Genomic DNA, 26,389 nt, shown 5'->3' on the forward strand with positions numbered 1-26,389 from the left:
GGTGGGTTGTGCCTTGTCTCCCCTCTCCGGCACAGGGTCCTGGGTTCTCGCCGGGTCGTGGTGTGGGCCCAGTGGTTGGGTTGTCGTTCTGCCCCCCGCGAGGGCACGGGCCGCCTGGGCGTCGCCGGCCGCCCACTCCCGTGGCTCGACGGCGCCGCTCACCCCGAGCGTCCACCCGGCCTGCGGCTCCGGTGCCCGCCCCCCGGGCACCAGTACGCGTACGACGTCATGGCCGAGGTCGACCAGCGGCGAGCCCAGGGCGGCACCGAGCGCGGAGGCGCCGACGGCGTCCGGGAGCTGCCCCTCGGGCCGGGCGTGCACGACCACCCAGCCGCCCTCTCCCAGCAGCGGCGCGACCGCCTCCGGCGGGGCGCCGAGCAGCAGCCGCACCAGCGCCGAGGACCGCGCCGCCCCGGCGCCGCTGTGGTGCTCCCCGGTCAGCAACGACAGCAGCACCGCGGCGACGGAGGCGATGGTGTTGTCCCCCGGCTCCCGCCGGGTGGCGGCCACACCGAGCACGAACCCGTCACCGGTGCCGAGAGCGTAGACCGCGAGGTGCGTGGCACCGACGGTGTGGGCGGCGGAGGCGGGGAGCGGGCGGCCCGCACCCGTCGACCCGGGGGCGGCCACGCCCCCGGCCCCGGCCGTGCCCTCACCCCCGCCCCGGGCCGTCCCGTCGGGCGTCGTGTGGGGGGCCGGGGACGGGGCGCCGTCCGCTTCGGGGGCCGGGGCGGGCGTGGGGCGTACCACTGTCGCCAGCTCGGCCAGTGCGTTGCGTACCTCGTCGGCCGGGGCGCGGCCCGCTGTGGCGAGGGACGTGCCGTCGGGACCGTAGAGCACCGCGTGGCCGGAGAGGTGCCGGGCCAGGCGGCGCAGCACCGCCGGCACCGGGTCCGGGCGGGCGGCGGCCGAGGCGAGGCTCTGCTGGGCCTCGGTGACGCGGCGCAGTTCGGCCAGACGGGCCTGGGCCATCAGCTGCCACACGGCGCGGGCCACCCCGGAGAAGGTGGTCTGGGGCGGGACCTCCAGCAGCGGCAGCCCGTAGCGCTCGCAGGCGGCGACCAGGGCGCGCGGGACCGTGTCGTGCACCGGGGCCAGGCCGAAGCCGAGGGCCGCGCCGCCGGCGGCGACGATCCGGGAGACGTAGTCGTCGAAGTAGGTGCCCGAGCCCGCCGCCTCCGGAACGTGCACCCCGGCCGTCAGCAGCAGCTCGCCGCCCAGCAGGTACGGGTACGGGTCGGCCATCTCCGAGGTGTGCGCCCAGTGGATCACGACGGCCGGGTCGGCCGGGCCGGCGATCTGGCGCAGGGCCAGGTCCTCGCGGGCCAGAAGGGCAGCGAGCGGTACCGGTGGGGTCGGTGGGACCGCTGGGGTGATCGTCTCCGGCATGGTGTGCGTTCCCTCCATCCCGCCCCGTTCATATGGATGAAACGTACACTTCGCAGTCGCTTTCCGGCCACCTAGTGTCAAGTCAGCACGGCAGCCGCGGGTACGGGCGGATGTCCCCGCGAGCCGCTGCCGTCGTCCCCACTGCATCTGCACGACACGCCACCGGACAGTGCGCGAAGGAGGGCCCCACATGGCCGTCGACTACACAGTGATCGTCGTCTATCTCGCCGGCATGCTGGCCATGGGCTGGTGGGGCATGCGCCGCGCCAGGTCGAAGAGCGACTTCCTGGTGGCCGGCCGCCGCCTGGGACCCGCCATGTACTCCGGCACCATGGCGGCGATCGTCCTCGGCGGCGCCTCCACCATCGGCGGCGTCGGCCTCGGCTACCGGTACGGACTGTCCGGCGCCTGGATGGTCTTCACCATCGGCCTCGGGCTCCTCGCGCTCTCGGTCTTCTTCTCCGCCCGCATCGCCCGCCTGAAGGTGTACACCGTCTCCGAGATGCTGGACCTGCGCTACGGCGGCCGGGCCGGTGTGATCTCCGGCGTGGTCATGTGGGCGTACACCCTGATGCTGGCCGTCACCTCGACCATCGCCTACGCCACGATCTTCGACGTCCTCTTCGACATGAACCGGACCGTCGCGATCATCCTCGGCGGCTCCATCGTCGTCGCCTACTCCACCCTCGGCGGCATGTGGTCCATCACGCTGACGGACATGGTCCAGTTCGTGGTGAAGACCATCGGTGTGCTGCTCCTGCTGCTGCCGATCGCGGTCGTCAAGGCGGGCGGCTTCTCCGAGATGAGGGCCAAGCTGCCCACCTCGTACTTCGACCCGCTGGGCATCGGCGGCGAGACGATCTTCACGTACGTCCTGATCTACACGTTCGGCATGCTGATCGGCCAGGACATCTGGCAGCGCGTGTTCACCGCCCGCAGCGACAGGACCGCCCGGTGGGGCGGCACGGTGGCCGGCACCTACTGCCTGGCCTACGCCCTCGCCGGCGCGGTGATCGGCACCGCCGCCAAGGTGCTCTACCCCAAGCTCGGCAGCCCCGACGACGCCTTCGCCACCATCGTCAAGGACGAACTCCCGATCGGCGTGCGCGGCCTGGTGCTGGCCGCCGCCCTGGCCGCCGTGATGTCCACCTCCTCCGGCGCGCTGATCGCCTGCGCCACGGTCGCCAACAACGACATCTGGTCGCGGCTGCGGGGGCTCACCGGCCGCTCGTCCGAGGACCACGACGAGGTCACGGGCAACCGGGCGTTCATCCTGGTCATGGGCGTGGCGGTGATCGGTACGGCGATCGCGCTGAACAACGTCGTCGAGGCGCTGACCGTGGCGTACAACCTGCTCGTCGGCGGCCTGCTCGTGCCCATCCTCGGCGGCCTGCTGTGGAAGCGCGGCACGGTCCAGGGCGCGCTGGCCGCCGTGATCGCCGGCGGTCTCGCCGTGATCGGCCTGATGGCGGGTTACGGCATCCTCGCCAACGAGCCCGTGTACTACGGCCTGCTCGCCTCCCTCGTCGCCTACGTCGCCGTATCCCTGGCGACCAAGCCCACCGACGAGGCCGTCCTCACCACCTGGCGGGAGCGCCTCGCCGGGCGAGGAGCCCCCGAACTCGCGTCCGAACCGGTCCCGGCTCCCCAGTAGAGTCGTATGGAAAGCAGTAAATGCAGTACATGCGCGACGAAGCGCAAGAAAGAAGGCATTTCATCATGAGCAGCAACGAGACGCCCCGCGGCCCCGTCGACTCCTCCCGCATCCCGCGGTACGCCGGTCCCGCCACCTTCGCCCGGCTTCCCCGCCTGGACGAGGTCGGCACCGCCGACGTCGCCGTCGTGGGCGTGCCGTTCGACTCCGGCGTCTCGTACCGGCCGGGCGCCCGCTTCGGCGGCAACGCCATCCGCGAGGCGTCCCGGCTGCTGCGCCCCTACAACCCCGCACAGGACGCGTCGCCGTTCGCGCTGGCGCAGGTGGCGGACGGCGGCGACATCGCGGTGAACCCGTTCAACATCAACGAGGCCGTCGAGACGATCGAGGCCGCGGCGGACGAGCTGCTCGGCACGGGCGCCCGCCTGATGACCCTGGGCGGCGACCACACCATCGCGCTGCCGCTGCTGCGCTCGGTGGCGAAGAAGCACGGCCCGGTGGCGCTGCTCCACTTCGACGCCCACCTGGACACCTGGGACACCTACTTCGGCGCCGAGTACACGCACGGAACCCCCTTCCGGCGTGCGGTGGAGGAAGGGATCCTGGACACCTCGGCCCTCTCCCACGTGGGCACCCGTGGTCCCCTGTACGGCAAGCAGGACCTCACCGACGACGAGAAGATGGGCTTCGGCATCGTCACCTCGGCCGACATCTACCGCCGGGGCGCCGACGAGGTGGCCGACCAGCTGCGCCAGCGCATCGGCGACCGCCCGCTGTACATCTCCATCGACATCGACTGCCTCGACCCGGCGCACGCCCCCGGCACGGGCACGCCGGAAGCGGGCGGCATGACGTCGCGGGAGCTGCTGGAGATCCTGCGCGGCCTGGCTTCGTGCAACCTGGTCTCGGCGGACGTCGTCGAGGTGGCGCCCGCGTACGACCACGCCGAGATCACCTCGGTCGCGGCCTCGCACACGGCTTACGAACTCACCACCATCATGAGCCGCCAGATCGCGGCGGCCCGCAACGCCTGACTCTCCCTGGGGGAACAAGAGCTGTGACTCACGACCACGACCTGGTACTCCGCCCGACGCCGGCGCAGATCACCGCCGCCCTGAATCCTCCCGCGGGGCGCAACGGCGGAGACCTGGTCGTGGAAACACTGGCCGGGCTCGGCGCGACCACGGTCTTCGGCCTGCCCGGCCAGCACGCGCTGGGCATGTTCGACGCGCTACGGCGTTCCTCCCTTCGCTATGTGGGCCTGCGGGTGGAGAACAACGCGGGCTTCGCGGCGGACGCGTACGGCCGTGTGACGGGCGAGGCGGCGCCGCTGCTGCTGTCGACCGGCCCGGGCGCGCTGACGTCGCTGGCGGCGTTGCAGGAGGCAGCCGCCGCCTCGGCTCCGGTGCTGGCGATCAGCAGCCAGATCCCGACGGCGGGCCTGGGCGGCGGCCGCCACGGCTACCTCCATGAACTCCCCGACCAGGCGGCCTCGTTCCGCGGTGTGGTGAAGTCGGTTCACACGGTCCGCACCCAGTCCCAGATCCCGTCCGCCATCGCGGCGGCGTGGAAGTCGGCGCTGACGGCACCGCACGGCCCGGTGTGGGTGGAGATCCCGCAGGACGTGCTGCTCGCCGCGACCGCCCTGCCGGTGGTGACGGCGCCGGACGCGACTCCCGAGGACCTGGTCCCGCGCCCCGAACTGACCGCGGTGGCGGCCGACCTGCTGTCGCGGGCCGAGCGTCCGGCGATCATCGCGGGCGGTGGGGTCGTGCGGTCGGACGCGTCCGGGAAACTGCGGGCGCTGGCCGAGAAGCTGAACGCGCCGGTGGTGACGACGTTCGGCGGCAAGGGCGCGTTCCCGTGGGAGCACCCGCTGTCGCTGCAGTCCTGGCTGGAGGACCGCCATACGACCGACTTCCTGGAGGACGCGGACGTCCTGCTGGTGGTGGGCTCGGGCCTCGGTGAACTCTCCTCCAACTACCACACGTTCAAGCCGCGCGGCCGGGTCGTCCAGATCGAGGCCGACCTCGGCAAGCTGGAGTCCAACCATCCCGCCCTCGGCATCCACGCCGACGCGCGCCTGGCGTTGCAGGCGCTGCTGGAGACGGTGGAGGAGCGGGCGGACGACTCGGCGCCGGAGCGGGTGCGGGAGCTGCTGGAGAAGGTGGCCTCCCGCATCGCGTCCCAGGAACTCACCCTGGAGCAGCAGGTACTGGGCGCCGTCCGCCGCGCCCTCCCCGACGCTTCCCCCTCCTTCTGGGACATGACGATCCTGGCGTACTGGGCCTGGTCGGCGTTCGACCCGCAGGGCACGAATCTCATGCACTCCGCGCAGGGCGCCGGCGGCCTCGGCTACGGCTTCCCGGCGGCGCTGGGCGCGGCGGCGGCCGACCCGGCGCGCCCGGTGCTGGCGGTGTCGGGCGACGGAGGCGCCCTGTACTCGATCGCGGAACTGGCGACGGCCCGGCAGTACGACCTGCCCGTGACCTGGCTGATCGTCGACGACGGCGGCTACGGCATCCTCCGCGAGTACATGACGGACGCCTTCGGCCAGGCCACGGCGACGGAACTGACCCGCCCGGACTACGTGGCCCTGGCGGAGTCCTTCGGCGTCCCCGGCTTCCGAACGACTCCGGAGACCCTGGAGCAGGACCTCGCGAAGGCACTGGCGGCACCGGGCCCGTCGGTGGTCGTACTCCCGGCGGTGCTGCGGATGTTCGCGCCGACGCATCTGGCCTAGGGCCGACGGCGGTGAAGATCCGGCGTACGGCTGGCCGAGCAACCTGAGCGGGTACGGCACTGCTGGGCCGGCGGGTCCGATGACACACCGGTCGTCAGTTGCGATCAGCCGTGGAGGCCTGCCGACCATGTAGCCGAAGACCGCACGGGCGTAGTCGGGGGTTTGGAGGAGCCCGGGGACGTGGCTGATACCCGCTCCTCGCTGACACCCGCGAGGCCCGCCTCGACCTGGCTCATCTGCGCCGACGTCGAGCTGAGCAGCCCCGCTACCTCGCGGCCCGTACGCCACACGGGGCCGGCCGCGCTGGGGGCTCGCCGCACCCCGGAGGGCACGGTGTGGATCGGGGCGTGGGACACCGACCCGGCCCCACCGGACCCGCCGCGCCCGCTGGGGCAGGTGGCGGAGCTGGAGTGGGAGGACGGGCGGGGGCTGGGGTTGGTGAAGGCGCGCGCGGAGTACTGGGGGTGGCGGCCGGCGGCACGGTTCGGTGACAGAGGCAAATTCGTGTGATGCGAACTTGCGGCGGCGTAGCTCGTTGATCACGGCGATGGAAAGGAGAGCTGATGGTCGGCTCGTCGCATGAGGCGTTGCACCGGATCTTCCAGAAGGACCCGACGCTGCTGACGAAGGCGTTACAGAAGGTCCTGCACGTGCCGTTTCCCGAACCGAGGGAGATCGCGGCGCTGAACGTGGACCTCACCGAGATCGAACCGGTCGAGCGCCGGGTGGACACGCTGCTGCGGGCGGAGACGGACGAGGGCACGTATCTGCTGGTGGTGGAGTCGCAGGGGAAGGTGGACGAGCGCAAGCGGGGCAGCTGGCCGTACTACCTGTCCTACTTGTATGAAAAGTACCGCTGCGAGCCGGTGCTGATCGTCATCACGCAGAGCAGCAGGACCGCCCAGTGGGCCTCGCGCCCGATCCGGTTCGGCTTCGCCGGCTGGGACTCGTTGACGGTGCGTCCGTTGGTGCTGGGTCCGGACAACGTGCCGGTGATCGCGGACGAGCGGCAGGCCGAGAAGGACGTCCCCCTTGCGGTGCTCTCGGCCATGACACACGGGCGTGGACCGAAGGCTGAGGCCATACTGGAATCCCTGGCCGCCGCCCTGCGGACCATCGACCCCGACAGTGCCGCAGTCTTCGTGCAGTTCGTCGACTCCTGCCTGGCCGACCCCCAGGCGAAGCAGATGTGGAGGGATTTGATGACGGCGATCCAGTACTTCTGGCGACACCCCCTCGCCGAACAGGTACGCGAGGAAGGACGGGAGCAAGGCCTGGAGCAAGGCCTGGAGCAGGGGCGTGTTCAGGATCGTCAGGAGATGACCCTGCGCATCCTGGAGTGGCGCGGCATCCCCGTGTCAGAAGCAGTCCGCCAGCGGGTCGAGGCCTGTACGGACCTGGACCAGCTCGAGGTCTGGGCCCAGCGCGCCGTACATGCCACGAATGCCGCGGGGTTGTTCGCCGAGGAGTGAGCACGCGGCCGTTGCGCGGGCAGCTCTGGCAAGGTGCTTCGGCCCTGCCCGTCCGGGCGGCTGGCCGGTTGGAAGAGGACGACTTCGATGCCGACGGGACGACACGCGGACCGGGCACCCCGCTGGACCCTCCCTGCGCTGCTCGCGGTTCTGCTGCTGGCGGCCGTGCTCTATTGATGTCGTTGACTCGCTTCCGGTCGGACGGGACCAGGCAGTGCAGGACCGCCAGCGCCGCGAACAACCGCCCCGAGCGCACGTATCCGCTTTCCTTCTCCTCCGGCATGAGCGAATCATTGCCGTCTTCCGGGGCGATCGAACTCCCGCCTCCGGGAACGGGCGTACAACTTCCGGTCGGTCTCGCGCGTCAACCGGGGTATGAAACCCCGGACCTCACGACGTACCGGCGCGCTCTCCGCCGCCCTCGGTGCCGCGCTGCTCATACCCACCGTGGCCGCCGCCACCCCGGCCGCCGCGGCCACGCCAGCCGTCAGCTGTACGTCCGCCACGGCGGGCCTCGCCGCCAAGCTGCAGAAGGACATCACGGCCGCCCTCGCGAACCGCACGGGCACGGTCGCCATCGGCCTGTACGACCGCAGCACCAGCACCACCTGCACCCTGCGCGCCACCAGCTCCTACGACTCGGCCAGCACCGTCAAGGTCACCGTGCTCGCCACGCTGCTCTGGGACGCGAAGAAGCACAACCGGTACCTGACCGACCGTGAGGCCTCGCTCGCCAAGGCCATGATCACCCAGTCGGACAACAACGCCACGACCACGCTGTGGAAGCAGCTGGGCATGACGAAGATCAAGGGCTTCCTCGCCGCCGCCGGGATGACGAAGACCGTGCCGGGCGCGGACGGCTACTGGGGCCTGACCCAGGAGAACGTCACCGACGAGCAGAAGCTGCTCAAGCTCGTCACCGCACCGAACAGCGTGCTGAGCGACAACTCCCGTGCCTACATCCTGAAGCTGATGGGCCAGGTCATCTCCTCGCAGCGCTGGGGCACCCCGGCCGGTGCGCCGTCCACCGTCTCCGTGCACGTCAAGAACGGCTGGCTGCAGCGCGCAACGCACGGCTGGCGGGTGCACAGCCTCGGCACCTTCAACGGCGCCGGCCACGACTACATGATGTCGGTGCTGACGCAGGACAACAGCACCATGGACTACGGCGTCACGACGATCCAGAACGTCGCGAGGGCCATCCACAAGGACCTGGTGCCGACCACCCCGTCGACCGCGGTCTACACCCCGACCAGCAGGCCCAGTGAGGCCTTCGTCGCGGTCCCGCCGCAGGGCTGAGGCGGCAGGTCGGTTCACGGGGCGGTCTCCCGCAGGACACCCGGCCGCCCTACGGTGACCGGCATGCGCCTGAGAACCGTACTCGCCACCCTGACCGCCGGCCTGGCGGCGGCCACCTGCCTGACCGCCGCCGGGCCCGCCGGTGCCGCCAACTCCGCGGACGGTCAAGCCTGTTCGCCGTCCGTCGCCATCGACCGCTTCTCCGACGCGCTCGACAAGACGACGTACGACGGCACGTTCGTCGGCAACTTCTCCGCGCTCGCCGTCGACCGGGACGGCTCGATCGCGGCCCTGGAGGACCGCTCCTCGCTGTTCGGCCTGGACCCGGTGACCCTCCAGCCGCGGCGGGCCGTCCACCTCGCCGACGAGAAGGGCGCCGACCTCGACTCCGAGGGCCTGGTCGTCGAGGGCGACGGGACCCGGCTGGTCACCTCCGAGACCGAGCCGTCCGTCCGCCGCTACTCCGCCGACGGCAGGATCCTCGACCGTCTCCCGGTGCCGTCCTCCCTCCTGGTCGCCCCGGCCGGCCGCGCCACCTCCAACCAGACCTTCGAGGGGCTGACCCTGCTGCCCGGCGGCCACACCCTGCTGGCCTCCATGGAGTACGCGATCTCGGGCGACTCGACGGGTGTCGTCCGCTTCCAGACCTGGACCCGGACCAAGGGCGGCCACTTCCGTCTCGCCGCCCAGTACGCCTACCGCACCGACGCCGGCCTCGGCGTCCCGGAGGTGCGGGCCACCCCCGACGGCCGCCTCCTCGTCCTGGAGCGCGGTTTCACCGCCGGCGTCGGCAACACCGTCCGTCTCTATCTGGCCGACCTCCGCCACGCGACGGACACCAGCGGCATCGAGAACCTCACCGGGCAGAGCGGCGTGCGGTTGATCAAGAAGTCGCTGCTGACCGACATCGCGGACTGCCCGTCCCTGGGTGCCACGGCGAAGCAGCCCCAGCCGAACCCGCTGCTGGACAACATCGAGGGCATGACGATCACGGGGCGGGACCGCACCGGCCGCCTGAAGGTCCTGCTGGTCAGCGACGACAACCAGAACGCGGCCCAGACGACCCGGTTCTACTACCTGCGGGTACGGACCTGACCGCGGCCCCTGTTTTGTTGCGGAGGGATGAAATCCGGTCCCGGACGCGTTGGTGTCTTCCGGTAGAACAGGTCGACAGGAAGGCACCCGCGTGTCACCGCAACGGGGATGGGCAAGAAGGCTCGCAGGGTATGCCTGGCGGTATCCGAAGGACGTCGTCCTCGCCCTCGGCTCCTCTCTCGCGGGCATGGCCGTCATGGCCGTGGTGCCGCTGATCACGAAGGTGATCATCGACGACGTGATCGGGAACCACACCCGCACCATGGCCCCCTGGGCCGGCGCCCTGATCGGCGCCGCCCTGCTCGTCTACGCCTCCGCCTACGTCCGCCGCTACTACGGCGGCCGGCTCGCCCTCGACGTCCAGCACGACCTGCGGACCGAGATGTACCGCACGATCACCCGCCTGGACGGCCGCCGCCAGGACGAGCTGTCCACGGGGCAGGTGGTCGGCCGGGCCACCAGCGACCTGCAGCTGATCCAGGGTCTGCTCTTCATGCTCCCGATGACCCTCGGGAACGTCCTGCTCTTCCTGATCTCCCTGGTGATCATGGCCTGGCTGTCGCTGCCGCTGACCCTGGTCGCGCTCGCCGTGGCACCGGCCCTGTACTGGATCGCCAGGCGCAGCCGCGGCAGGCTGCATCCCGCCACCTGGTACGCCCAGGCCCAGGCCGCCGCCGTCGCGGGCGTGGTCGACGGCGCCGTCAGCGGCGTACGCGTGGTGAAGGGCTTCGGGCAGGAGGAGCAGGAGACCGGGAAGCTCAGGGAGGTCGGCCGCAGGCTCTTCGCCGGGAGGCTGCGCACGATCCGGCTGAACAGCAGGTACACCCCCGCCCTGCAGGCCGTCCCCGCCCTCGGCCAGGTCGCCATGCTGGCCCTCGGCGGCTGGCTGGCGGTGCGCGGGCACATCACGCTCGGCACCTTCGTCGCCTTCTCCAGCTATCTCGCCCAGCTGGTCGGCCCGGTCCGCATGCTCGCGGTGGTCCTCACCGTCGGCCAGCAGGCCCGCGCCGGAACCGAGCGCGTCCTGGAACTGATCGACACCGAGCCGACGATGCGGGACGGCACCAAGACCCTGCCGGCCGACGCGCCCGCGACCGTCGAGTTCGACGACGTGTCCTTCGGGTACGACAGCGGATCCAGCGTCCTGGACGGGCTGACCTTCGAGATCCGCTCCGGCGAGACCCTCGCCGTCGTCGGCTCCTCCGGCTCCGGCAAGTCCACCCTGTCCCTGCTGCTCCCGCGCTTCTACGACGTCACCCACGGCGCCGTCCTGATCGGCGGCCACGACGTCCGCGAGCTGACCCTGGACTCGCTCAGGGCCGCCATCGGGCTCGTCCCCGAGGACTCCTTCCTCTTCTCCGACACCGTCCGCGCCAACATCGCCTACGGCCGTCCGGACGCCACCCAGGAGGAGATCGAGCAGGCCGCCCGCGCCGCCCAGGCGGACCGTTTCATCAGGGATCTCCCCGACGGCTACGACACCAAGGTCGGCGAGCAGGGCCTGACCCTCTCCGGCGGCCAGCGCCAGCGCGTCGCGCTCGCCCGGGCCCTGCTCACCGATCCGCGCCTGCTGGTCCTGGACGACGCCACCTCGGCCGTGGACGCCCGCGTCGAACACGAGATCCACGAGGCCCTGGGGCAGGTCATGGCGGGGCGTACGACCCTGCTCATCGCCCACCGCCGCTCCACCCTGAACCTCGCCGACCGCATCGCCGTCCTCGACGGCGGCCGGCTCGCCGACGTCGGCACGCACGAGGAACTCCAGCAGCGGTCCGCGCTGTACCGGCGGCTGCTCACCGACCCGGACGAGCTGGGCGGGGTCTCTCCGGGCCACGCCGAGCCCGCCGTGCCGCGCGAGGACACCTCCGTCCGCGAGGAGCTGGACGCCGAGTTCGACGCCGAGCGGGGTGTGACCCCGAGGCTGTGGACCGGCGACCGTGAACCCAAGGACCAGGCGCTGACCGGCACCCCCGCCACCCCGCAGCTCCTCGCCCAGGTGGAGGCGCTGCCGCCGGCCACCGACACCCCCGACGTCGACGAGGCGCGGGCGGTCCGCCGTGAGGACTCCTACGGCCTGCGCCGCCTGCTGCACGGCTTCGGTACGCCCCTGCTGCTCAGCCTGCTGCTGGTCGCCCTGGACGCGGGCGCGGGCCTGCTGCTGCCGGTGCTGATCCGGCACGGCATCGACGCGGGCGTGTCGAAGATGGCCCTCGGCGCGGTCTGGGCGGCCTCGCTGCTCGCCCTGGTGACCGTCCTCGTCCAGTGGGTTGCGCAGATCGGCGAGACCCGGATGACCGGCCGTACCGGCGAGCGGGTGCTGTACGCGCTGCGGCTGAAGATCTTCGCGCAGCTCCAGCGGCTGGGGCTCGACTACTACGAGCGCGAGCTGACCGGCCGGATCATGACCCGGATGACGACGGACGTCGACGCCCTGTCGACCTTCCTGCAGACCGGCCTGGTCACGGCGTTCGTCTCGGTCGTGACGTTCTTCGGCATCATGGCCGCCCTGCTGGTGATCGACCTCCACCTCGCCCTTGTGGTCTTCGCGACGCTGCCCCCGCTGATCGTCGCGACCTTCTTCTTCCGCCGGGCGAGCGTGAAGGCGTACGAACTGGCCCGGGAACGCGTGTCGACGGTCAACGCCGACCTCCAGGAGTCGGTCGCCGGGCTGCGGATCGTGCAGGCCTTCCGGCGCGAGCGGGACGGCGGCCGCCGGTTCGGCGAGCGCAGCGACAGCTACCGGCGCGCCCGCATACGCGGCCAGTGGCTGATATCGATCTACTTCCCGTTCGTGCAGCTGCTGTCCTCGGTGGCGGCGGCGAGCGTGCTGATCGCGGGTGCGCACCGGATCGAGGCGGCCACGCTGACGACCGGCGCCCTGGTCGCGTACCTGCTCTACATCGACCTGTTCTTCGCCCCGGTCCAGCAGCTCTCCCAGGTCTTCGACGGCTACCAGCAGGCCACGGTGTCCCTGGGCCGCATCCAGGAACTGCTGCGCGAGCCGACGTCCACGAAGTCCGCGGACGAACCCCTCGACGTCCTCTCCCTCCGCGGCGACATCGCCTTCGAGGGCGTGCACTTCGCGTACGGCGACGGTGAGGAGGCGCTGACCGGCATCGACCTGACGATCCCCGCCGGGCAGACGGTCGCCTTCGTCGGCGAGACGGGCGCCGGCAAGTCCACCCTCGTCAAGCTGGTCGCGCGCTTCTACGACCCCACGTCCGGCCGGGTCACGGTCGACGGCGCGGATGTGCGCGCCCTGGGCCTGACCTCGTACCGGCACCGCCTCGGGGTGGTCCCGCAGGAGGCCTACCTCTTCCCCGGCACGGTCCGGGACGCCATCGCCTACGGCCGCCCCGACGCCACCGACGCCGAGGTGGAGGCGGCGGCGCGAGCCGTCGGCGCGCACGAGATGATCGCCACCCTCCAGGGCGGCTACCTGCACGAGGTCGCCGAGCGCGGCCGCAACCTCTCGGCCGGCCAGCGCCAGCTGATCGCGCTCGCCCGCGCAGAACTCGTCGACCCCGACATCCTGCTCCTGGACGAGGCCACGGCCGCCCTGGACCTGGCCACGGAGGCCCAGGTCAACCAGGCCACCGACCGTCTGGCGGGGCGCCGTACGACACTGGTGGTCGCCCACCGCCTGACCACGGCGGCCCGCGCGGACCGGGTGGTGGTGATGGACCACGGCCGGGTCGCCGAGGACGGCACCCACGAGGAACTCCTCGCCCGCGACGGCCGGTACGCCGAGCTGTGGCGCACCTTCATCGGCCGCGCCGAACCGGAGGAGCCGGTCACCGCGTCCCGCTGAGCCCCCCGGTGGACGCGTGCCGCTGACGGCCGTGCAACCATCCGGCATACGTCGTGCGTCCGTACAGCAGTACGGCAACCGGAGGTACGACCGATGCGGGGGAGGACGACAGTGCACAGTGGTGGGATACGCCGGCGCCTGGCGCTCGGCGCGGCGGTGCTGGCCGCGACCGGAGTGCTCGGGCTGGTGACATCGGGAACCGCCGCGGCGGCCACGGCCCAGGGCTGCGCCGGGCGCGAGGTGCGGACGCTGCCGTTCAGCAGCGGTGTCACCCACGTCTACAAGCGCGACGGCTACATCTGCGCCATCACCGTGGCCCGGCATCCCGGCTCCGCCCAGACGATGTCCGTCAGTGTCCAGGCCCGCGGCAGCCGGCCGGTCGTGGACATGGGCCGCTACTGGCACCACGCCGGCCCGGTGACGGTCCACGCCGGCCGCCGCTGCGTCCTGGTCAAGGGCTCGGTCGGGTCGAGCGGAAAGGTCGACTCGGGCTGGATCCTGTGCTGACGGCCGACCCCGGCCGGTCAGCCGGCCGCGGCCGGTGAACCACGGGAACCGGCCCGGCCCCCCACCCGTCCAACGGCCAGGCTGCCGGACGAGTCTCCGTGGTGCGGTGTCGGCCTGAACGCCCGGCGGCGAGCGCCGACGCACCCTCTCCGCCGCATCCGGCCGACAGCCCGCCGCCATCGGCGCGCCCCCTCAATGCGCCGATGGCGGCCCCTTCTCCGGTTACTGTGCTCTCCCTTGACGGAAAGTAACTTCCCGGATATTGGTGACCCCTCGGAAGTTTCCTTCAGCGGTTCACCTCTGGAAGGAGCGCACGTGTCCGACACCAGCAGACCGTCCAGACGCGCCGTCCTCGCCGCCACCGCGGGTTTCACCGCCGCGCTGACCGTACCGACGACCGCCCGCGCCGCCGCACCCGGTGACGACCGCCGGCTGCGTGCCCTGATCTCCCGGATGACTCTTCAGGAGAAGGTCGGCCAGCTCTTCGTGATGCGGGTCTACGGCCACTCCGCCACCGCCCCCGACCAGGCCGACATCGACGCCAACCTCAAGGAGATCGGCGTCCGCACGGCCGCCGAGCTGGTCGCGAAGTACCGGGTCGGCGGGATCATCTACTTCACCTGGGCCCACAACACCCGTGACCCGCAGCAGATCGCGGACCTCTCCGACGGTATCCAGCAGGCCTCCCTCGACCAGCCGCGCGGCCTGCCGGTGCTCATCGCCACCGACCAGGAGCACGGCGCGGTCTGCCGGGTCGGCAAGCCCGCCACCCTCTTCCCCGGCGCCATGGCGATCGGCGCCGGCGGCTCCCGCGCGGACGCGCACACCCTCGGCCGGATCTCCGGCGCCGAGCTGCGCGCGATGGGCATCAACCAGGACTACTCGCCGGACGCCGACGTCAACGTCAACCCGGCCAACCCGATCATCGGCGTACGGTCGTTCGGCGCCGACCCGGACGCCGTCGCCGCGCTGGTGGCCGCCGAGGTGAGGGGCTATCAGGAGTCCCGGGTCGCGGCCACCGCCAAGCACTTCCCGGGCCACGGCGACACCGCCGTCGACAGCCACACCGGCTTCCCGGTCATCACGCACAGCCGGGACCTGTGGGAGAAGCTGGACGCCGTGCCGTTCCGGGCGGCGATCGCCACCGGCATCGACTCCGTCATGACCGCGCACATCCAGTTCCCCGCCCTGGACGACTCCGGCGACCCGGCCACCCTCTCGCACCCGGTGCTCACCGGCATCCTGCGCGGCGAACTCGGCTACGACGGGGTCGTGATCACCGACTCCCTCGGCATGGAGGGCGTCCGGACCAAGTACGGCGACGACCGGGTGCCGGTGCTCGCGCTGAAGGCCGGCGTCGACCAGCTGCTCAACCCGCCGTCCCTGGACGTGGCCTGGAACGCCGTGCTGACGGCCGTCCAGGACGGCGAACTGACCGAGTCCCGCCTGGACGAATCGATCCTGCGCATCCTCCGTCTGAAGGCCCGCCTGGGCCTGTTCGACGACCCGCGCGCCGACCCGACCCGCATCGGGCACACCGTGGGCACCAAGGCGCATCTGGCTGCCGCCGACCGGATCGCCGAGCGGACCACCACCCTCTTGGTCAACGAGGACCGCACTCTTCCCCTCGCCCCCCGGACCGAACCCCGCCTCCTGGTCGTCGGCGCGGACCCGGCCTCCCCCTCCGGCACCACCGGCCCGCCCACCGGCGTCCTGGCGGCCGCCCTCACCGAGCTGGGCTTCACCGCCACGGCCCTGTCCACCGGCACCTCGCCCTCCACGGCGGCCATCGCCCAGGCGGTCACGGCAGCGCGGGACGCGGACGCGGTGATCGTGGCGACGTACAACGTGACGGCGGGCAGTGCGCAGCAGACGCTGGTGGAGCACCTGTCGGCCACCGGCAGACCCCTGGTGGCACTCGCCGTCCGCAACCCCTACGACGTGGCCCAACTCCCCTCCGTGAAGGCCTGCCTGGCCTCCTACGGCTGGACGGACGTCGAAGTACGCGCCGCCGCACGCGTGATCGCCGGACGCGTGGCGCCGCGCGGCAGGCTGCCGGTGCCGGTGCAGCGGGCCGACGACCCCACGCAGGTGCTGTACCCGATCGGGCACGGGCTGACGTACCAGCCGTACGCCACACACCGGGCGTAATACCCCCCATGGGCGGAAAACCTCCCGCATGTCTGGCGTGGCCCCGTCGCCAAGGGCCACGCTGGACCGGGGTGTCAGGGGGGTGCCATGCGTGGGAAGGGTGCCGCAGGACTCGCGTGCCTGCTGCTGGCCGTCCTGCTGACCGGCTGCCGGGGCCCGGCGGGCACCCCCGTCGGCGACGCCCGCCCCGCCCCGGCCACGACCAGCGGCTACGGAGCCGAGTTCCTCGCGGTCGGCGAGTGCAGCTCCTTCGGCACGACCAGCTTCACCGAGGTGCCCTGCGCGAGCGAGCGGGCGGCGGCCAGGGTCGTCGCCCGCTACGACGGCGTGGCCGCCGACGGCCCCTCGTGCCCGGCGACGACCGACTTCGTCCTGCACATCAGCGCCCAGGCCGCGACCGGCGACGAGGACGGCGACGGCGCGATCCCCCAGGGCTACGCCTGCATGCGCAACCTGGAGCCCCCGCACCCCGGCGACCCGGGCGGCGGGGGCGGCCCCCGCACGATCCCCGGCGACTGCGTGTACGCCTCCGGTGAGGGCCAGGTCCGCGAGACGCCCTGCGACGGCTCGGGCGGACACCGGCCCCAGTACCGGATCACCAGGGCGACGACGACCCGCGGGAGCTGCCCGGCGTCGACGGCGCTGTACGTCCAGCTGGGCGGGAGCGAACCGGTGGGCTGCGCCAGGCGGGTGTGACGCTCCGCTACGGCCGCAGCGCGGGCTCCCGTTCCGGATCCCGGCGATCCAGCTTCGCATCGAACCGGGCCAGCGGCCTGGCCCGGGCCACGTCGGCGGAGGAGACCCCGGCCCACTGCAGGATGCGCTCGGTGGCGAGGGACCTCTGGTCCGGTACCAGGCCCGCCACGTTCGCGCCGTGGTTCAGGCCGGGTGCCGTGAAGACGTAGGAGTCACGCGCACCCGGGCCGAGCCGGAACCGTTCCGAACCCCAGGGGTCGTTCTGGCCGTACACGAAGAGCATGTGCGCGGCGTGGTGCCGGACCCAGGTGTCCACGTCCCGCATCGCGTGCGGCTGGAAGCGCATCGGGATGGAGCGGGGCACGAGGCTGCGCGGCTGCTCGTAGCCGTAGCGGATCAGTTTCCGCTCGATGCGGGGGAAGTGGATGGTCGGCGCGCCGAGCTGGGTGCCCGCCTGGTAGTAGTACGGCGTGTACTGCGCGAGGCCCTGGTCGGTGTAGGCGGAGAAACCGGAGATGGTGTCGACCGACTTCCAGATCTCCTCGTCGCTCGCCGTGGCCGCGTTCGCCGGGACGGTGTCGCAGTCCTTCAGCAGGCTGTACTGCCAAAAGCCCCACACGTAGTCGAGGACGACCGCCTCGTAGGCCCTGTCCAGGCCGCCGATCGTGTCGAAGGTGTCGTGGTTGTCGGCGGCGTACTGCGCGTACCGCTTCTCCAGCGGCTCCCGGCGCACCAGTGCCTCCCGCTGGACGGCGTTCAGCCGGTCCCGGCACTCCTTGGTGCCGACGGTGGCGAAGAAGCGGTCGTAGGCGGAGTCCTCGTCGTTGACGACGTCGTTGGGCGCGACATACGCCACCACACCGTCCATGTCATGCGGGTAGAACCGCTCGTAGTACGTCGCCGTCATACCGCCCTTGGAGCCGCCGGTGGCGAGCCAGTGGCCGCCGTAGATCGGTTTGAGCGCCTCGAACACGCGGTGCTGGTCGCCGGCCGCCTGCCAGATGTCCAGCTTGGACCAGTCGGCCGGGTCGGGGCGGGACGGGGTGAAGAAGCGGTACTCCAGGGAGACCTGGTTGCCGTCCACGATCTGCGTGGGCTCGCGGCGCGAGGGGGTCGTGGAGACGTTGTAGCCGCTGGTGTAGAAGACCGTCGGCCGGCTGGTGTCCTTGTGCAGTACGGTGATCCGCTGCTGGAAGGTGCCGCGGTCCGGATGGCGGTGGTCGATCGGCTGGGTGTAGTCCAGGACGAAGTAGCGGTAGCCGGGGTACGGCTTCTCCTCGATCAGGCTCATGCCCGGTACGGACAGCAGCCGGTCCTTGATGTCGGTGGGCCCGGACCGCGCGGCGGTGGCCGCGCCGGCCGCCGTGCCGCTCAGTGTTCCTATGAACACCGCGAGCGCCAGCAGCCATCTGAGCGCCTTGCGCATGCGCACTCTCCCCTGTGTGACTGTTGTGAGACACATGTGCGCCGGAAGCTATCGGAGCAACTTCTCTCACACCAGAGGGGGTTGAGCCGACCGGGCAGCAGCTGACCGGAGTTGCCGGGCGGCACCGACCGGTTCCGCCGCGAGGGCGCGGACCGCCTGAGGCCCCCGCAGGGCGAGTCGGTCGTTCGGGTCGTCCACCGTGACCCGGCCGAGCGCGGCGCCCACGAACAGGCCGAGGGCGAGGTCGGTGATCGGCGCACCGCGCACCACCCGGTGCCCGGCCGGCCCGAAGGTCCGGCAGCACACCGGCCGGGGCGGCGCCGACGAGCGGGACGAACACCCCGGCCCCGGGGCACCGAGCGCGCCGTACGCCGGCCGCACGACGACCAGCGCGAGAACGGCGCCACCGGGACATGCCCGCTGACACCCTGCACGGCCAGCGGCGCGGAACCGGCCGCTTGGCTCACGGTCGCCGTCAGAAGGATCCGCCGCCGGTACGAAGAGCCCGCACACCCGGCACCTGGTTCATGACCGTCACCATGGCCATGAACCCGGCCGGCGCGGACGCGGCTGGATCACCGCGGGCCGGGACAGCGGTTCACCGGGGCCGGGTGGGGGCGGCGCCCGGCAGGGGGCGCCGCAGCGTCACGCGGCCTCGCCCAGCAGACGCAGCACATGCTCCCGCCCCGCGCCCAGCAGCCCCGCGAGCGGCGCAGCCGACTCGTACCACCGCTTCTCGTACTCCCAGCACAGCCACCCGTCCCACCCCTGCCGCAGGAGCACATCCACGCACTCGGTGAGCGGCAACACCCCCGACCCCAGCGGCAGCGGCACCGTGTCCTGCGCCGACGCGATGTCCTTGACCTGTACGTATCCCAGGTGCGGGCGGAGCGCGGCGAAGGTGTCGGAGGGCTGCTCGCCGCCCAGCCAGGTGTGCATCACGTCCCACAGCGCGCCCACCTGCCGGTGGCCGACCGGGCCGAGGACCCGGATGGCGTCGGCACCGGTGCGGTGCGAGTCGTGCGTCTCCAGCAGGATCCGCACCCCCAGCGCGGAAGCGTCCTCCGCGGCGGTGCCGAGCCGCCGGGCGGCGAGGGCGTCGGACTCCTCGCGCGGGCGGTCGGGGTCGGCGCCGGGGAAGACCCGGACGAAGGGCGCGCCCAGGTCATGGGCGAGGTGGAGGAGGTCCCGGACCTCCGCCAGTACGGGCTCGTCGTCACCGGGCGCGGCGACACGCGCGTACCCGGCGACGGCCAGCGCCTCGATCCCGGCCGCCTTGAACAGGGCGGCCGTCTCGGCGCGTTCGGCGGGGGAGAGGCCGGGATGCACCGGCTCCTCCGGGTGGGCACGCAGTTCGACGCCGTGATAGCCGTGTGCGGTCGCGAGCGCGAGGACCTCAGGGACGGGCAGGCCAGGGACACCGAGAGTGGAGAACGCCAGCTTCATGGGGCGGACCCTACTCGTCATGCGCCCGATTCGTGTAGATCCAGCCGCCAGTCCTGGCCGACGAGGTCCTTGCCGAAGGAGCGGTGCGGCTTCTCCGCGACGAGGACGAAACCGTGTCGCTGGTAGATGCGGCGGGCGCCGCCCAGCACGTCGTTGGTCCACAGCACCAGGTCGCGGTAGCCGGCCCCGCGCGCGAAGTCGATCACCGTCCGCACCAGTGCGTCGCCGATGCCGTGCCCGCGCGCCTCCGGCTCGACGAGCAGCAGCCGCAGCCGCGCGGTACCGGGCGCGTCGTCCCGTACGCACATCACGCACCCCACCGGCCGCCCGTCCTCCTCGGCGATCCACACCCGCTCCAGGTGCGGGTCGTGATCCTCCGCGAAGTCGGCGACGATCCGGGCGACCAGCCCCTCGTAGTCGGCGTTCCAGCCGTACTCGGCCGCGTACAGCGCTGCGTTGCGCTGCACGATCCAGCCGAGGTCGCCGGGGAGCGGCTCGCGCAGCACCGCCTCGCCGGACCGGGTGCGCGGCTCGCCGAGGAGGTCCCGGATGGTCCGCATGGCCTCCGCCAGCCGCGGCCGGTCGGCCGGGGCCACGGTGTCGAGCATGGCCCCGACCGTCGCCCGGGCCCGCTCGTCCAGCAGCCCGGCGGCCTCCCGCCCGCGCCCGGTGAGCCGCACCCGCCTGCGGCGCGGATCGCGTTCCGACGGCCCGCGCTCGATCAGCCCGGCGTCCTCGAACTTGTTCAGGATCCGGCTCAGGTACCCGGCGTCCAGGTCGAGCAGGGTGCGCAGGTCGGCCGCGTCCACGTGCGGGGCCTGGGCGAGTTCGTACAGCATGCGGGATTCGGTGAGCGTGTACGGCGCGTAGAGATGGCGGCCGTAGTCGAGGGCGCCGATGAGGCCCGTGTAGAAGCGGTTGAAGGCTCGGACGTCCTGGACGCTCATAATCGCCCCCGGATGCTTGACTCAGTCAGAGATACCGCCCCCCGAGCGTAAGCCCGCGACCCGCCCGCGTCCACGGTCCGAAGGCGCAGCGGCCCCGGAGGGCTGCCGAAACGGCTTGCCCGGCGGGGAAGTTGGGCCCTTGTCCTTACCTCCTTCCGTCGTCCCGCTCCTTTTGACTTCGTCGTAAACTCGTCGTAGTTTAAGAACAAACGTCACATATGCCCGTTCTGTTTCGGGAGTGACGATTCGCCGCCGTAGCGCAACGCGGGCGGCGGAGGGGCGCACGGAGCGACGCGCAGGCTCCGGAGCGCAGGCTGACGGCCCGTCACGGCCGCCGTACATCAACCGCACCCTCGGAGAGGGGTTCATCATGCGCGCGCACACCACCCGCATCAAGAGAGTGGCCATCGCGGTCTGCTCGGCGCCGATCCTGGCCATCGCCGCCGGAGCCGGAGCCGCCACCGCGGCCTCCGCTGCGGCCCCTGACCATGTCGTCGCCTACGACAACCACGGTGGTGGCGGGGGCGGAGACCACGGCGGCGGGGGCGGCTACGGCGGCGGAGGCGGAGACCACGGCGGCGGAGGCGACTACGGCGGCGGGGGCGACCACGGAGGCGGAGACCACGGAGGAGGAGACCACGGTGGCTGCGGCTGGGGCGATGACGACGACGACTGCTGAGTCGACCGTCGTGACTGCCGCCCACTGACAGCGACAGCGGATCCGGGTGCCCAGCCCAATGGGGCGCCCGGATCCATGCTGCACCGCACCGGACCCCGAGAGCGCACGCGTGGTGAGCGCCGGGTCCGCTCACGCGGCGAACCGGCGAAGTGGCAGCGGTTCCGGCACCTCAGCAACAGGACCTGGTACGACGACGCCGGCACCCCCGTCGTCCTGGCCGGCGAGGCCGCGCACACCACGCACCTCACGCTCGGCTCCGGGACCCGCCTGGCGGTGATCGACGCGATCGTGCCGGCCCACAGCCTCGCCCGGTACCCGGACCCACGGGTGGCGCTGCGCGAGTACGACCGGCACCGCCGTGCGGAACTGCACCCCGTGCAGGCGGGAGCGCGCTCCGGCATGGCCTGGTTCGAGCAGCCGGACGACTGCCTGGACCGCGGCCCGGTGTCCTTCGCCTACGCCGTGTCCGTGCGCCAGGGCCGCCAGCGCCTCTGGCGCTACCGGGTCCACCTCGCCACCCGGATCGCCGCGGAACGCCGGGCCCGGCGGGCCTACGACACCGGAAAGCGCTGGTACCGGGACCGCCGCAGGGGCGAGGCGCCCCTGCAGCCGCTGGGGCGATCACTTCCCGGCTGACCGGGGCACCCCCGAGGACCCCCGCACCATCAACTCCCCGCGAACGCTCGCCACACCCCCCGGCGGCGGCTCCTCCCGCCCCATGGCGATACGCCCGGCCCGCGCCCCCGCCTCAGCGAGCGGCAGCCGCACGGTCGTCAGCGAAGGCACCGCGTCGATGCTGAACGGCAGGTCGTCGAAGCCCGCCACCGACACGTCCTCCGGTATCCGCAACCCCGCCTCCCGCAACGCCGCACACGCCCCGAGCGCGACGGAGTCGTTCGCGGCGACGACCGCCGTCAGCGACGGATCGCGGCGCAGCAGCTCCACCGTGGCCTCGTGACCGGACTGGCGGTCGTACCGTCCGTGCACCGTCCAGCGAGGGTCCTCCTCGATACCCGCCGCGGCCAGCGCCGCCCGGTGGCCCTCCAGGCGGTGCCGGGTGGTCGTACGCTCCTCCGGGCCCGCGATGTAGCCGAGGCGGCGGTGGCCGAGACCGAGGAGGTGCTCCGTCAGCCGGCGGGCACCGCCCCGGTTGTCGAAGGTGAGGGCGACGGCGCCGGTGTCGGGTGCCGGCGGCCGCCCGCACAGCACCACCCGCGTCCCGGCCTCCGCGAGCTTGCGCAGCTTCGCCGCGACCGCGGCCGCGTGCGGCGCGTCCTCCACGGCTCCGCCGGTCAGCACCACGGCCGCCGCGCGCTGTCGCTGCAGCAGCGTGAGATACGTCAGCTCGCGCTCCGGCGATCCGCCCGTGTTGCAGACGACCGCGAGCCGCTCGCCGCCCGCCCGGCCGCCCGGCCCGCCGATCTCGGCCTGGATCGCGCTCGCCATGATCCCGAAGAACGGGTCGGCGATGTCGTTGACGAGAATGCCGACCAGATCGGAGGTGGCCGCCGCGAGGGCGCTCGCCGGGCCGTTGAGGACGTAGTCCAGTTCGTCCACCGCCCGCAGCACCCGCTCGCGCGTGGAGGCGGCCACCGGGTAGTTGCCGTTCAGCACGCGCGACACCGTCGCTGGGGAGACCTGGGCGCGGGCCGCCACATCCGCCAGGGTCACCGTCATGTCGTCGTCCTCCGGTCGCGCATCGTGTCGTACGCCCTCGTAGACAGCCAGACCCTGCTCCTGGTTCCGAGCAGATCTTCCAGCAGACCTTAAAGCCATGGCCTCCGTTTGTTCGCCCCCTCGAACAACTCGAAGGGGACACGGTCTTGTACGGACCACTGTCCTGACGCTAGCTTCTCACCGTAGAAAGCGCTTGCTGCACTCGTGCCGATGCTGTGCGAAGGGAACTGACGTGACACGCAAGACGGTGCGTATCGCCATGAACGGCGTCACCGGGCGCATGGGCCACCGCCAGCACCTCGTCCGGTCGATCCTGGCCCTGCGCGAGCAGGGCGGCCTCGCCCTCGGCGACGGCACCGTGCTGTGGCCGGAGCCGGTCCTGCTCGGCCGCCGCGAGCACGCCCTCCGGGACATCGCCGACCGCCACGGCCTGGGGCACGTCTCCACCGACCTCGACGCCGTACTCGCCGACCCGTCCGTCGACATCTACTTCGACGCCCAGGTCACCTCCGCCCGCGAGGAGGCCGTCAGGAAGGCGATCGCGGCGGGCAAACACGTCTACACCGAGAAGCCGACGGCGACGGGGCTGGCGGGCGCCCTCGAACTCGCCCGCCTCGCCCAGAGGAAGGGGATCAAGCACGGCGTCGTCCAGGACAAGATCTTCCTGCCGGGCCTGCTGAAGCTGAAGCGGCTGATCGACGGCGGCTTCTTCGGCCGGATCCTCTCCGTGCGGGGCGAGTTCGGCTACTGGGTCTTCGAGGGCGACTGGCAGGCCGCCCAGCGCCCCTCCTGGAACTACCGGGCCGAGGACGGCGGCGGCATCGTCGCCGACATGTTCCCGCACTGGGAGTACGTCCTGCACGAGCTGTTCGGCCGGGTGACGTCCGTCCAGGCCCTCGCCACCACCCACATCCCGCAGCGCTGGGACGAACAGGGCAAGCCCTACGACGCCACCGCGGACGACGCAGCCTACGGCGTCTTCGAACTCGAGGGCGGCGCCGTCGCCCAGATCAACTCCTCCTGGGCCGTGCGCGTCCACCGCGACGAACTCGTCGAGTTCCAGGTCGACGGCACCGAGGGCTCGGCCGTGGCCGGCCTGCGCACGTGCCGCGTCCAGCACCGGTCCGCCACCCCCAAGCCGGTCTGGAACCCGGACGTCCCGGCCACGGAGGCCTTCCGCGACCAGTGGCAGGAGGTGCCGGACAACGGTGACTTCGACAACGGCTTCAAGGCCCAGTGGGAGCTGTTCCTCAGGCACGTCCACGCCGACACCCCGTACCACTGGGACCTGCTGGCCGGCGCCCGCGGGGTGCAACTCGCCGAACTGGGCCTGAGGTCCTCCGCCGAGGGCCGCCGCCTCGACGTACCGGAGATCGCGCTGTGACCATCCGACTCCCTTGTACGGATGGGGAGTTGCGGACGTACGAGCCGCGCCCCGAGCCGCTGCCGGTGACTTCGGGCACCCCCTTCACCTCCCGTACGGTCTTCTCGGCGGCCCATGTGGTGGCCGACCCGTACGCCGACACCACCCCCGACTCGCCCGCCGCCGTCGACTGGGACGCCACCCTCGCCTTCCGCCGCCACCTGTGGTCCCACGGACTCGGAGTCGCCGAGGCGATGGACACCGCCCAGCGCGGCATGGGCCTGGACTGGGCGGGCGCGGCCGAGCTGATCCGCCGTTCGGCGGCGGAGGCGAAGTCGGCCGGCGGCCGGATCGCCTGCGGGGCCGGCACCGACCAGATCACGGGCGGTTCCCTGACGGAGATCCGCGCGGCCTACGAGGAGCAGCTCGCGGTGGTGGAGGAGTCGGGCGCCCAGCCGGTCCTGATGGCCTCGCGCGCGCTGGCCGCCACGGCTCACGGCTCCGAGGACTACCAGGAGGTCTACGGCCACCTGCTGCGCCAGTCCGCCGAGCCGGTGATCCTGCACTGGCTGGGCCCCGTGTTCGACCCGGCACTGGAGGGCTACTGGGGGTCGAGCGACCTGGATGCGGCGACGGAGGTGCTCCTGGAGGTCGTCGCCGCGCACCCGGAAAAGGTCGACGGCATCAAGGTGTCGTTGCTGGACGCGCGGCGGGAGATCGACCTGCGCCGCCGGCTGCCTCGCGGTGTCCGCTGCTACACCGGCGACGACTTCCACTACCCCGAGCTGATCGCGGGCGACGACCAGGGATTCAGCCACGCCCTGCTCGGCGTCTTCGACCCGCTGGGCCCGCTGGCGGCCGAGGCGGTACGGGCCCTGGACACGGGTGATGTGACAGGCTTTCGGGGTCTGCTGGACCCCACGGTCGAGCTGTCCCGCCACCTCTTCCAGGCGCCGACCCGGTTCTACAAGACCGGCGTGGTCCTGCTCGCCTGGCTCGCGGGCCACCAGTCGCACTTCACCATGGTCGGCGGCCTCCAGTCGGCCCGCTCCCTCCCGCACCTGGCCCGCGCCTACGAACTGGCGGACGGCCTCGGCCTGTTCCCGGACCCGAAGCTCGCCGAGGAGCGCATGAAGACCCTGCTGTCGCTGTACGGGGTGAACCAATGACCGGTCTGGCGCGTTTCAGCATCAACCAGATGACCGTGAAGCAGTTGTCCCTGCCGGAACTGGCGCAAGCCTGCGTCGAGTCGGGCGTCAGCCAGGTGGGCCTGTGGCGTGAACCGGTCCGGGCGTACGGCCTGGACGCGACGGCGAAGCTGGTCCGTGACGCGGGCCTGACGGTGACGACCCTGTGCCGGGGCGGCTTCCTCACGGCGATCGACCCGTCCGAGCGGGCGAAGGCGCTGACGGACAACCGCCGTGCCGTGGACGAGGCGGCCGTCCTCGGCACCGACACCCTGGTCCTGGTCTCGGGCGGTCTCCCGCCCGGAACCCGGGACCTGCGGGCGGCCCGCGAACGCGTCGCCGACGCCCTGGCCGAGCTCGCGCCGTACGCCGGGAACCACGGCGTACGCCTGGCCGTCGAGCCCCTGCACCCCATGTACGCCGCCGACCGCTGCGTGGTGTCGACGCTGGCCCAGGCCCTGGACCTCGCCGAACGCTTCCCCGCCCACCAGGTCGGGGTGACCGTGGACACGTATCACATCTGGTGGGACGACCAGGCCCCGGCGCAGATCGCGCGGGCGGGGGCGGGCGGCCGTATCCACACCTTCCAACTCGCCGACTGGGTCACCCCTCTGCCCGAGGGCGTCCTCAACGGCCGGGGCCAGATCGGGGACGGCGCGATCGACATGCGGGAGTGGAAGGGATACGTGGAGAACGCGGGCTACGCCGGCCCCATCGAGGTCGAGCTGTTCAACGAGGGCCTGTGGGCACGCGACGGCCGGGAGGTGCTGGTGGAGACGGCGGCACGCTTCGCCGAACACTTCTCGTCGGGCTCTTCCCAGGGCCCCCGACCGCGATCCGGGTGAGG

General features: G+C 72.1%; 22 protein-coding genes. 16 read left to right on the forward strand and 6 right to left on the reverse strand.

Going from position 1 to position 26,389, the window contains the following annotated elements; genetic code table 11:
- Window positions 1-1,389 (reverse strand): PucR family transcriptional regulator ligand-binding domain-containing protein (locus tag ACZ7HQ_RS00255; RefSeq protein WP_470982685.1); only part of this gene is annotated, 1,389 nt, incomplete at its 3' end.
- A gap of 190 nt (window positions 1,390-1,579) precedes the next feature.
- On the opposite strand from ACZ7HQ_RS00255, the gene ACZ7HQ_RS00260 reads away from it, so the two are divergent.
- The 11 genes from ACZ7HQ_RS00260 to ACZ7HQ_RS00310 all read left to right on the forward strand — a co-directional run bounded on the left by ACZ7HQ_RS00260 (window position 1,580) and on the right by ACZ7HQ_RS00310 (window position 16,817).
- Window positions 1,580-3,043 (forward strand): sodium:solute symporter family protein, encoded by a 1,464-nt coding sequence (locus ACZ7HQ_RS00260; protein WP_470982687.1) that lies wholly within the window; start codon window positions 1,580-1,582, stop codon window positions 3,041-3,043.
- Window positions 3,044-3,108: 65 nt separating this feature from the next.
- On the forward strand, window positions 3,109-4,077 hold the full coding sequence (gene speB / locus ACZ7HQ_RS00265; RefSeq protein WP_055706451.1) for an agmatinase: 969 nt from the start codon (window positions 3,109-3,111) through the stop codon (window positions 4,075-4,077).
- Window positions 4,078-4,100: 23 nt separating this feature from the next.
- Window positions 4,101-5,786: a thiamine pyrophosphate-binding protein gene (locus tag ACZ7HQ_RS00270; RefSeq protein WP_470982690.1), complete on the forward strand. Its 1,686-nt coding sequence runs from the start codon at window positions 4,101-4,103 to the stop codon at window positions 5,784-5,786.
- Window positions 5,787-6,020: 234 nt separating this feature from the next.
- A complete protein-coding gene (locus ACZ7HQ_RS00275; RefSeq protein ID WP_470985122.1) occupies window positions 6,021-6,296 on the forward strand; it encodes an ATP-binding protein in 276 nt (91 codons plus the stop codon).
- Between the two features lie 53 nt (window positions 6,297-6,349).
- On the forward strand, window positions 6,350-7,258 hold the full coding sequence (locus ACZ7HQ_RS00280; RefSeq protein ID WP_470982692.1) for a hypothetical protein: 909 nt from the start codon (window positions 6,350-6,352) through the stop codon (window positions 7,256-7,258).
- Between the two features lie 375 nt (window positions 7,259-7,633).
- Window positions 7,634-8,557 (forward strand): serine hydrolase, encoded by a 924-nt coding sequence (locus tag ACZ7HQ_RS00285; RefSeq protein ID WP_470982694.1) that lies wholly within the window; start codon window positions 7,634-7,636, stop codon window positions 8,555-8,557.
- A gap of 63 nt (window positions 8,558-8,620) precedes the next feature.
- The gene (locus ACZ7HQ_RS00290) at window positions 8,621-9,652 is read left to right on the forward strand and encodes an esterase-like activity of phytase family protein (RefSeq protein WP_470982697.1); all 1,032 of its coding nucleotides are present in this window, start codon (window positions 8,621-8,623) and stop codon (window positions 9,650-9,652) included.
- 91 nt (window positions 9,653-9,743) lie between these two features.
- Window positions 9,744-13,463: an ABC transporter ATP-binding protein gene (locus tag ACZ7HQ_RS00295; RefSeq protein ID WP_470982700.1), complete on the forward strand. Its 3,720-nt coding sequence runs from the start codon at window positions 9,744-9,746 to the stop codon at window positions 13,461-13,463.
- Window positions 13,464-13,574: 111 nt separating this feature from the next.
- Window positions 13,575-13,970 (forward strand): hypothetical protein, encoded by a 396-nt coding sequence (locus ACZ7HQ_RS00300; RefSeq protein WP_470982703.1) that lies wholly within the window; start codon window positions 13,575-13,577, stop codon window positions 13,968-13,970.
- 195 nt (window positions 13,971-14,165) lie between these two features.
- The gene (locus ACZ7HQ_RS00305; RefSeq protein WP_470982706.1) at window positions 14,166-16,121 is read left to right on the forward strand and encodes a glycoside hydrolase family 3 protein; all 1,956 of its coding nucleotides are present in this window, start codon (window positions 14,166-14,168) and stop codon (window positions 16,119-16,121) included.
- Between the two features lie 87 nt (window positions 16,122-16,208).
- On the forward strand, window positions 16,209-16,817 hold the full coding sequence (locus ACZ7HQ_RS00310; RefSeq protein WP_470982709.1) for a hypothetical protein: 609 nt from the start codon (window positions 16,209-16,211) through the stop codon (window positions 16,815-16,817).
- 7 nt (window positions 16,818-16,824) lie between these two features.
- Here ACZ7HQ_RS00310 and ACZ7HQ_RS00315 read toward each other — a convergent pair whose 3' ends face one another.
- The 4 genes from ACZ7HQ_RS00315 to ACZ7HQ_RS00330 form a co-directional block, all read right to left on the reverse strand.
- Window positions 16,825-18,243, reverse strand: coding sequence for a S28 family serine protease (locus ACZ7HQ_RS00315; protein ID WP_470982711.1), 1,419 nt, complete (start codon window positions 18,241-18,243; stop codon window positions 16,825-16,827).
- Window positions 18,244-18,309: 66 nt separating this feature from the next.
- Window positions 18,310-18,624, reverse strand: coding sequence for a hypothetical protein (locus ACZ7HQ_RS00320; protein WP_470982714.1), 315 nt, complete (start codon window positions 18,622-18,624; stop codon window positions 18,310-18,312).
- A gap of 264 nt (window positions 18,625-18,888) precedes the next feature.
- Complete coding sequence (locus ACZ7HQ_RS00325; protein ID WP_470982716.1) at window positions 18,889-19,689, reverse strand: sugar phosphate isomerase/epimerase family protein; 801 nt, start codon at window positions 19,687-19,689, stop codon at window positions 18,889-18,891.
- Window positions 19,690-19,706: 17 nt separating this feature from the next.
- A complete protein-coding gene (locus ACZ7HQ_RS00330; RefSeq protein WP_470982718.1) occupies window positions 19,707-20,636 on the reverse strand; it encodes a GNAT family N-acetyltransferase in 930 nt (309 codons plus the stop codon).
- A gap of 370 nt (window positions 20,637-21,006) precedes the next feature.
- Between ACZ7HQ_RS00330 and ACZ7HQ_RS00335 the strand changes: the two genes are divergently transcribed.
- Window positions 21,007-21,315, forward strand: coding sequence for a hypothetical protein (locus ACZ7HQ_RS00335; RefSeq protein ID WP_470982721.1), 309 nt, complete (start codon window positions 21,007-21,009; stop codon window positions 21,313-21,315).
- A 75-nt stretch (window positions 21,316-21,390) separates the two neighbouring features.
- Window positions 21,391-21,951: a hypothetical protein gene (locus tag ACZ7HQ_RS00340; RefSeq protein ID WP_470982724.1), complete on the forward strand. Its 561-nt coding sequence runs from the start codon at window positions 21,391-21,393 to the stop codon at window positions 21,949-21,951.
- Here ACZ7HQ_RS00340 and ACZ7HQ_RS00345 read toward each other — a convergent pair.
- Window positions 21,937-22,992 carry a LacI family DNA-binding transcriptional regulator gene (locus tag ACZ7HQ_RS00345; RefSeq protein WP_470982726.1) on the reverse strand — a complete coding sequence of 352 codons (1,056 nt, stop codon included), beginning with the start codon at window positions 22,990-22,992 and terminating at the stop codon, window positions 21,937-21,939. The two genes, ACZ7HQ_RS00340 and ACZ7HQ_RS00345, sit on opposite strands and share 15 nt — an antisense overlap.
- A 232-nt stretch (window positions 22,993-23,224) precedes the next feature.
- On the opposite strand from ACZ7HQ_RS00345, the gene ACZ7HQ_RS00350 reads away from it, so the two are divergent.
- Genes ACZ7HQ_RS00350 through ACZ7HQ_RS00360 form a run of 3 tightly spaced genes read left to right on the forward strand, consistent with a single transcriptional unit; the run spans window position 23,225 to window position 26,387 of the window.
- A complete protein-coding gene (locus ACZ7HQ_RS00350; protein WP_470982729.1) occupies window positions 23,225-24,376 on the forward strand; it encodes a Gfo/Idh/MocA family protein in 1,152 nt (383 codons plus the stop codon).
- The gene (locus ACZ7HQ_RS00355) at window positions 24,373-25,524 is read left to right on the forward strand and encodes a dihydrodipicolinate synthase family protein (protein WP_470982732.1); all 1,152 of its coding nucleotides are present in this window, start codon (window positions 24,373-24,375) and stop codon (window positions 25,522-25,524) included. The genes ACZ7HQ_RS00350 and ACZ7HQ_RS00355 overlap by 4 nt, the downstream gene beginning before the upstream one ends.
- Window positions 25,521-26,387 carry a sugar phosphate isomerase/epimerase family protein gene (locus ACZ7HQ_RS00360; protein WP_470982734.1) on the forward strand — a complete coding sequence of 289 codons (867 nt, stop codon included), beginning with the start codon at window positions 25,521-25,523 and terminating at the stop codon, window positions 26,385-26,387. The genes ACZ7HQ_RS00355 and ACZ7HQ_RS00360 overlap by 4 nt, the downstream gene beginning before the upstream one ends.
- Window positions 26,388-26,389 lie beyond the last annotated feature (2 nt).

It is taken from the genome of Streptomyces sp. NPDC037290 (assembly GCF_055603245.1).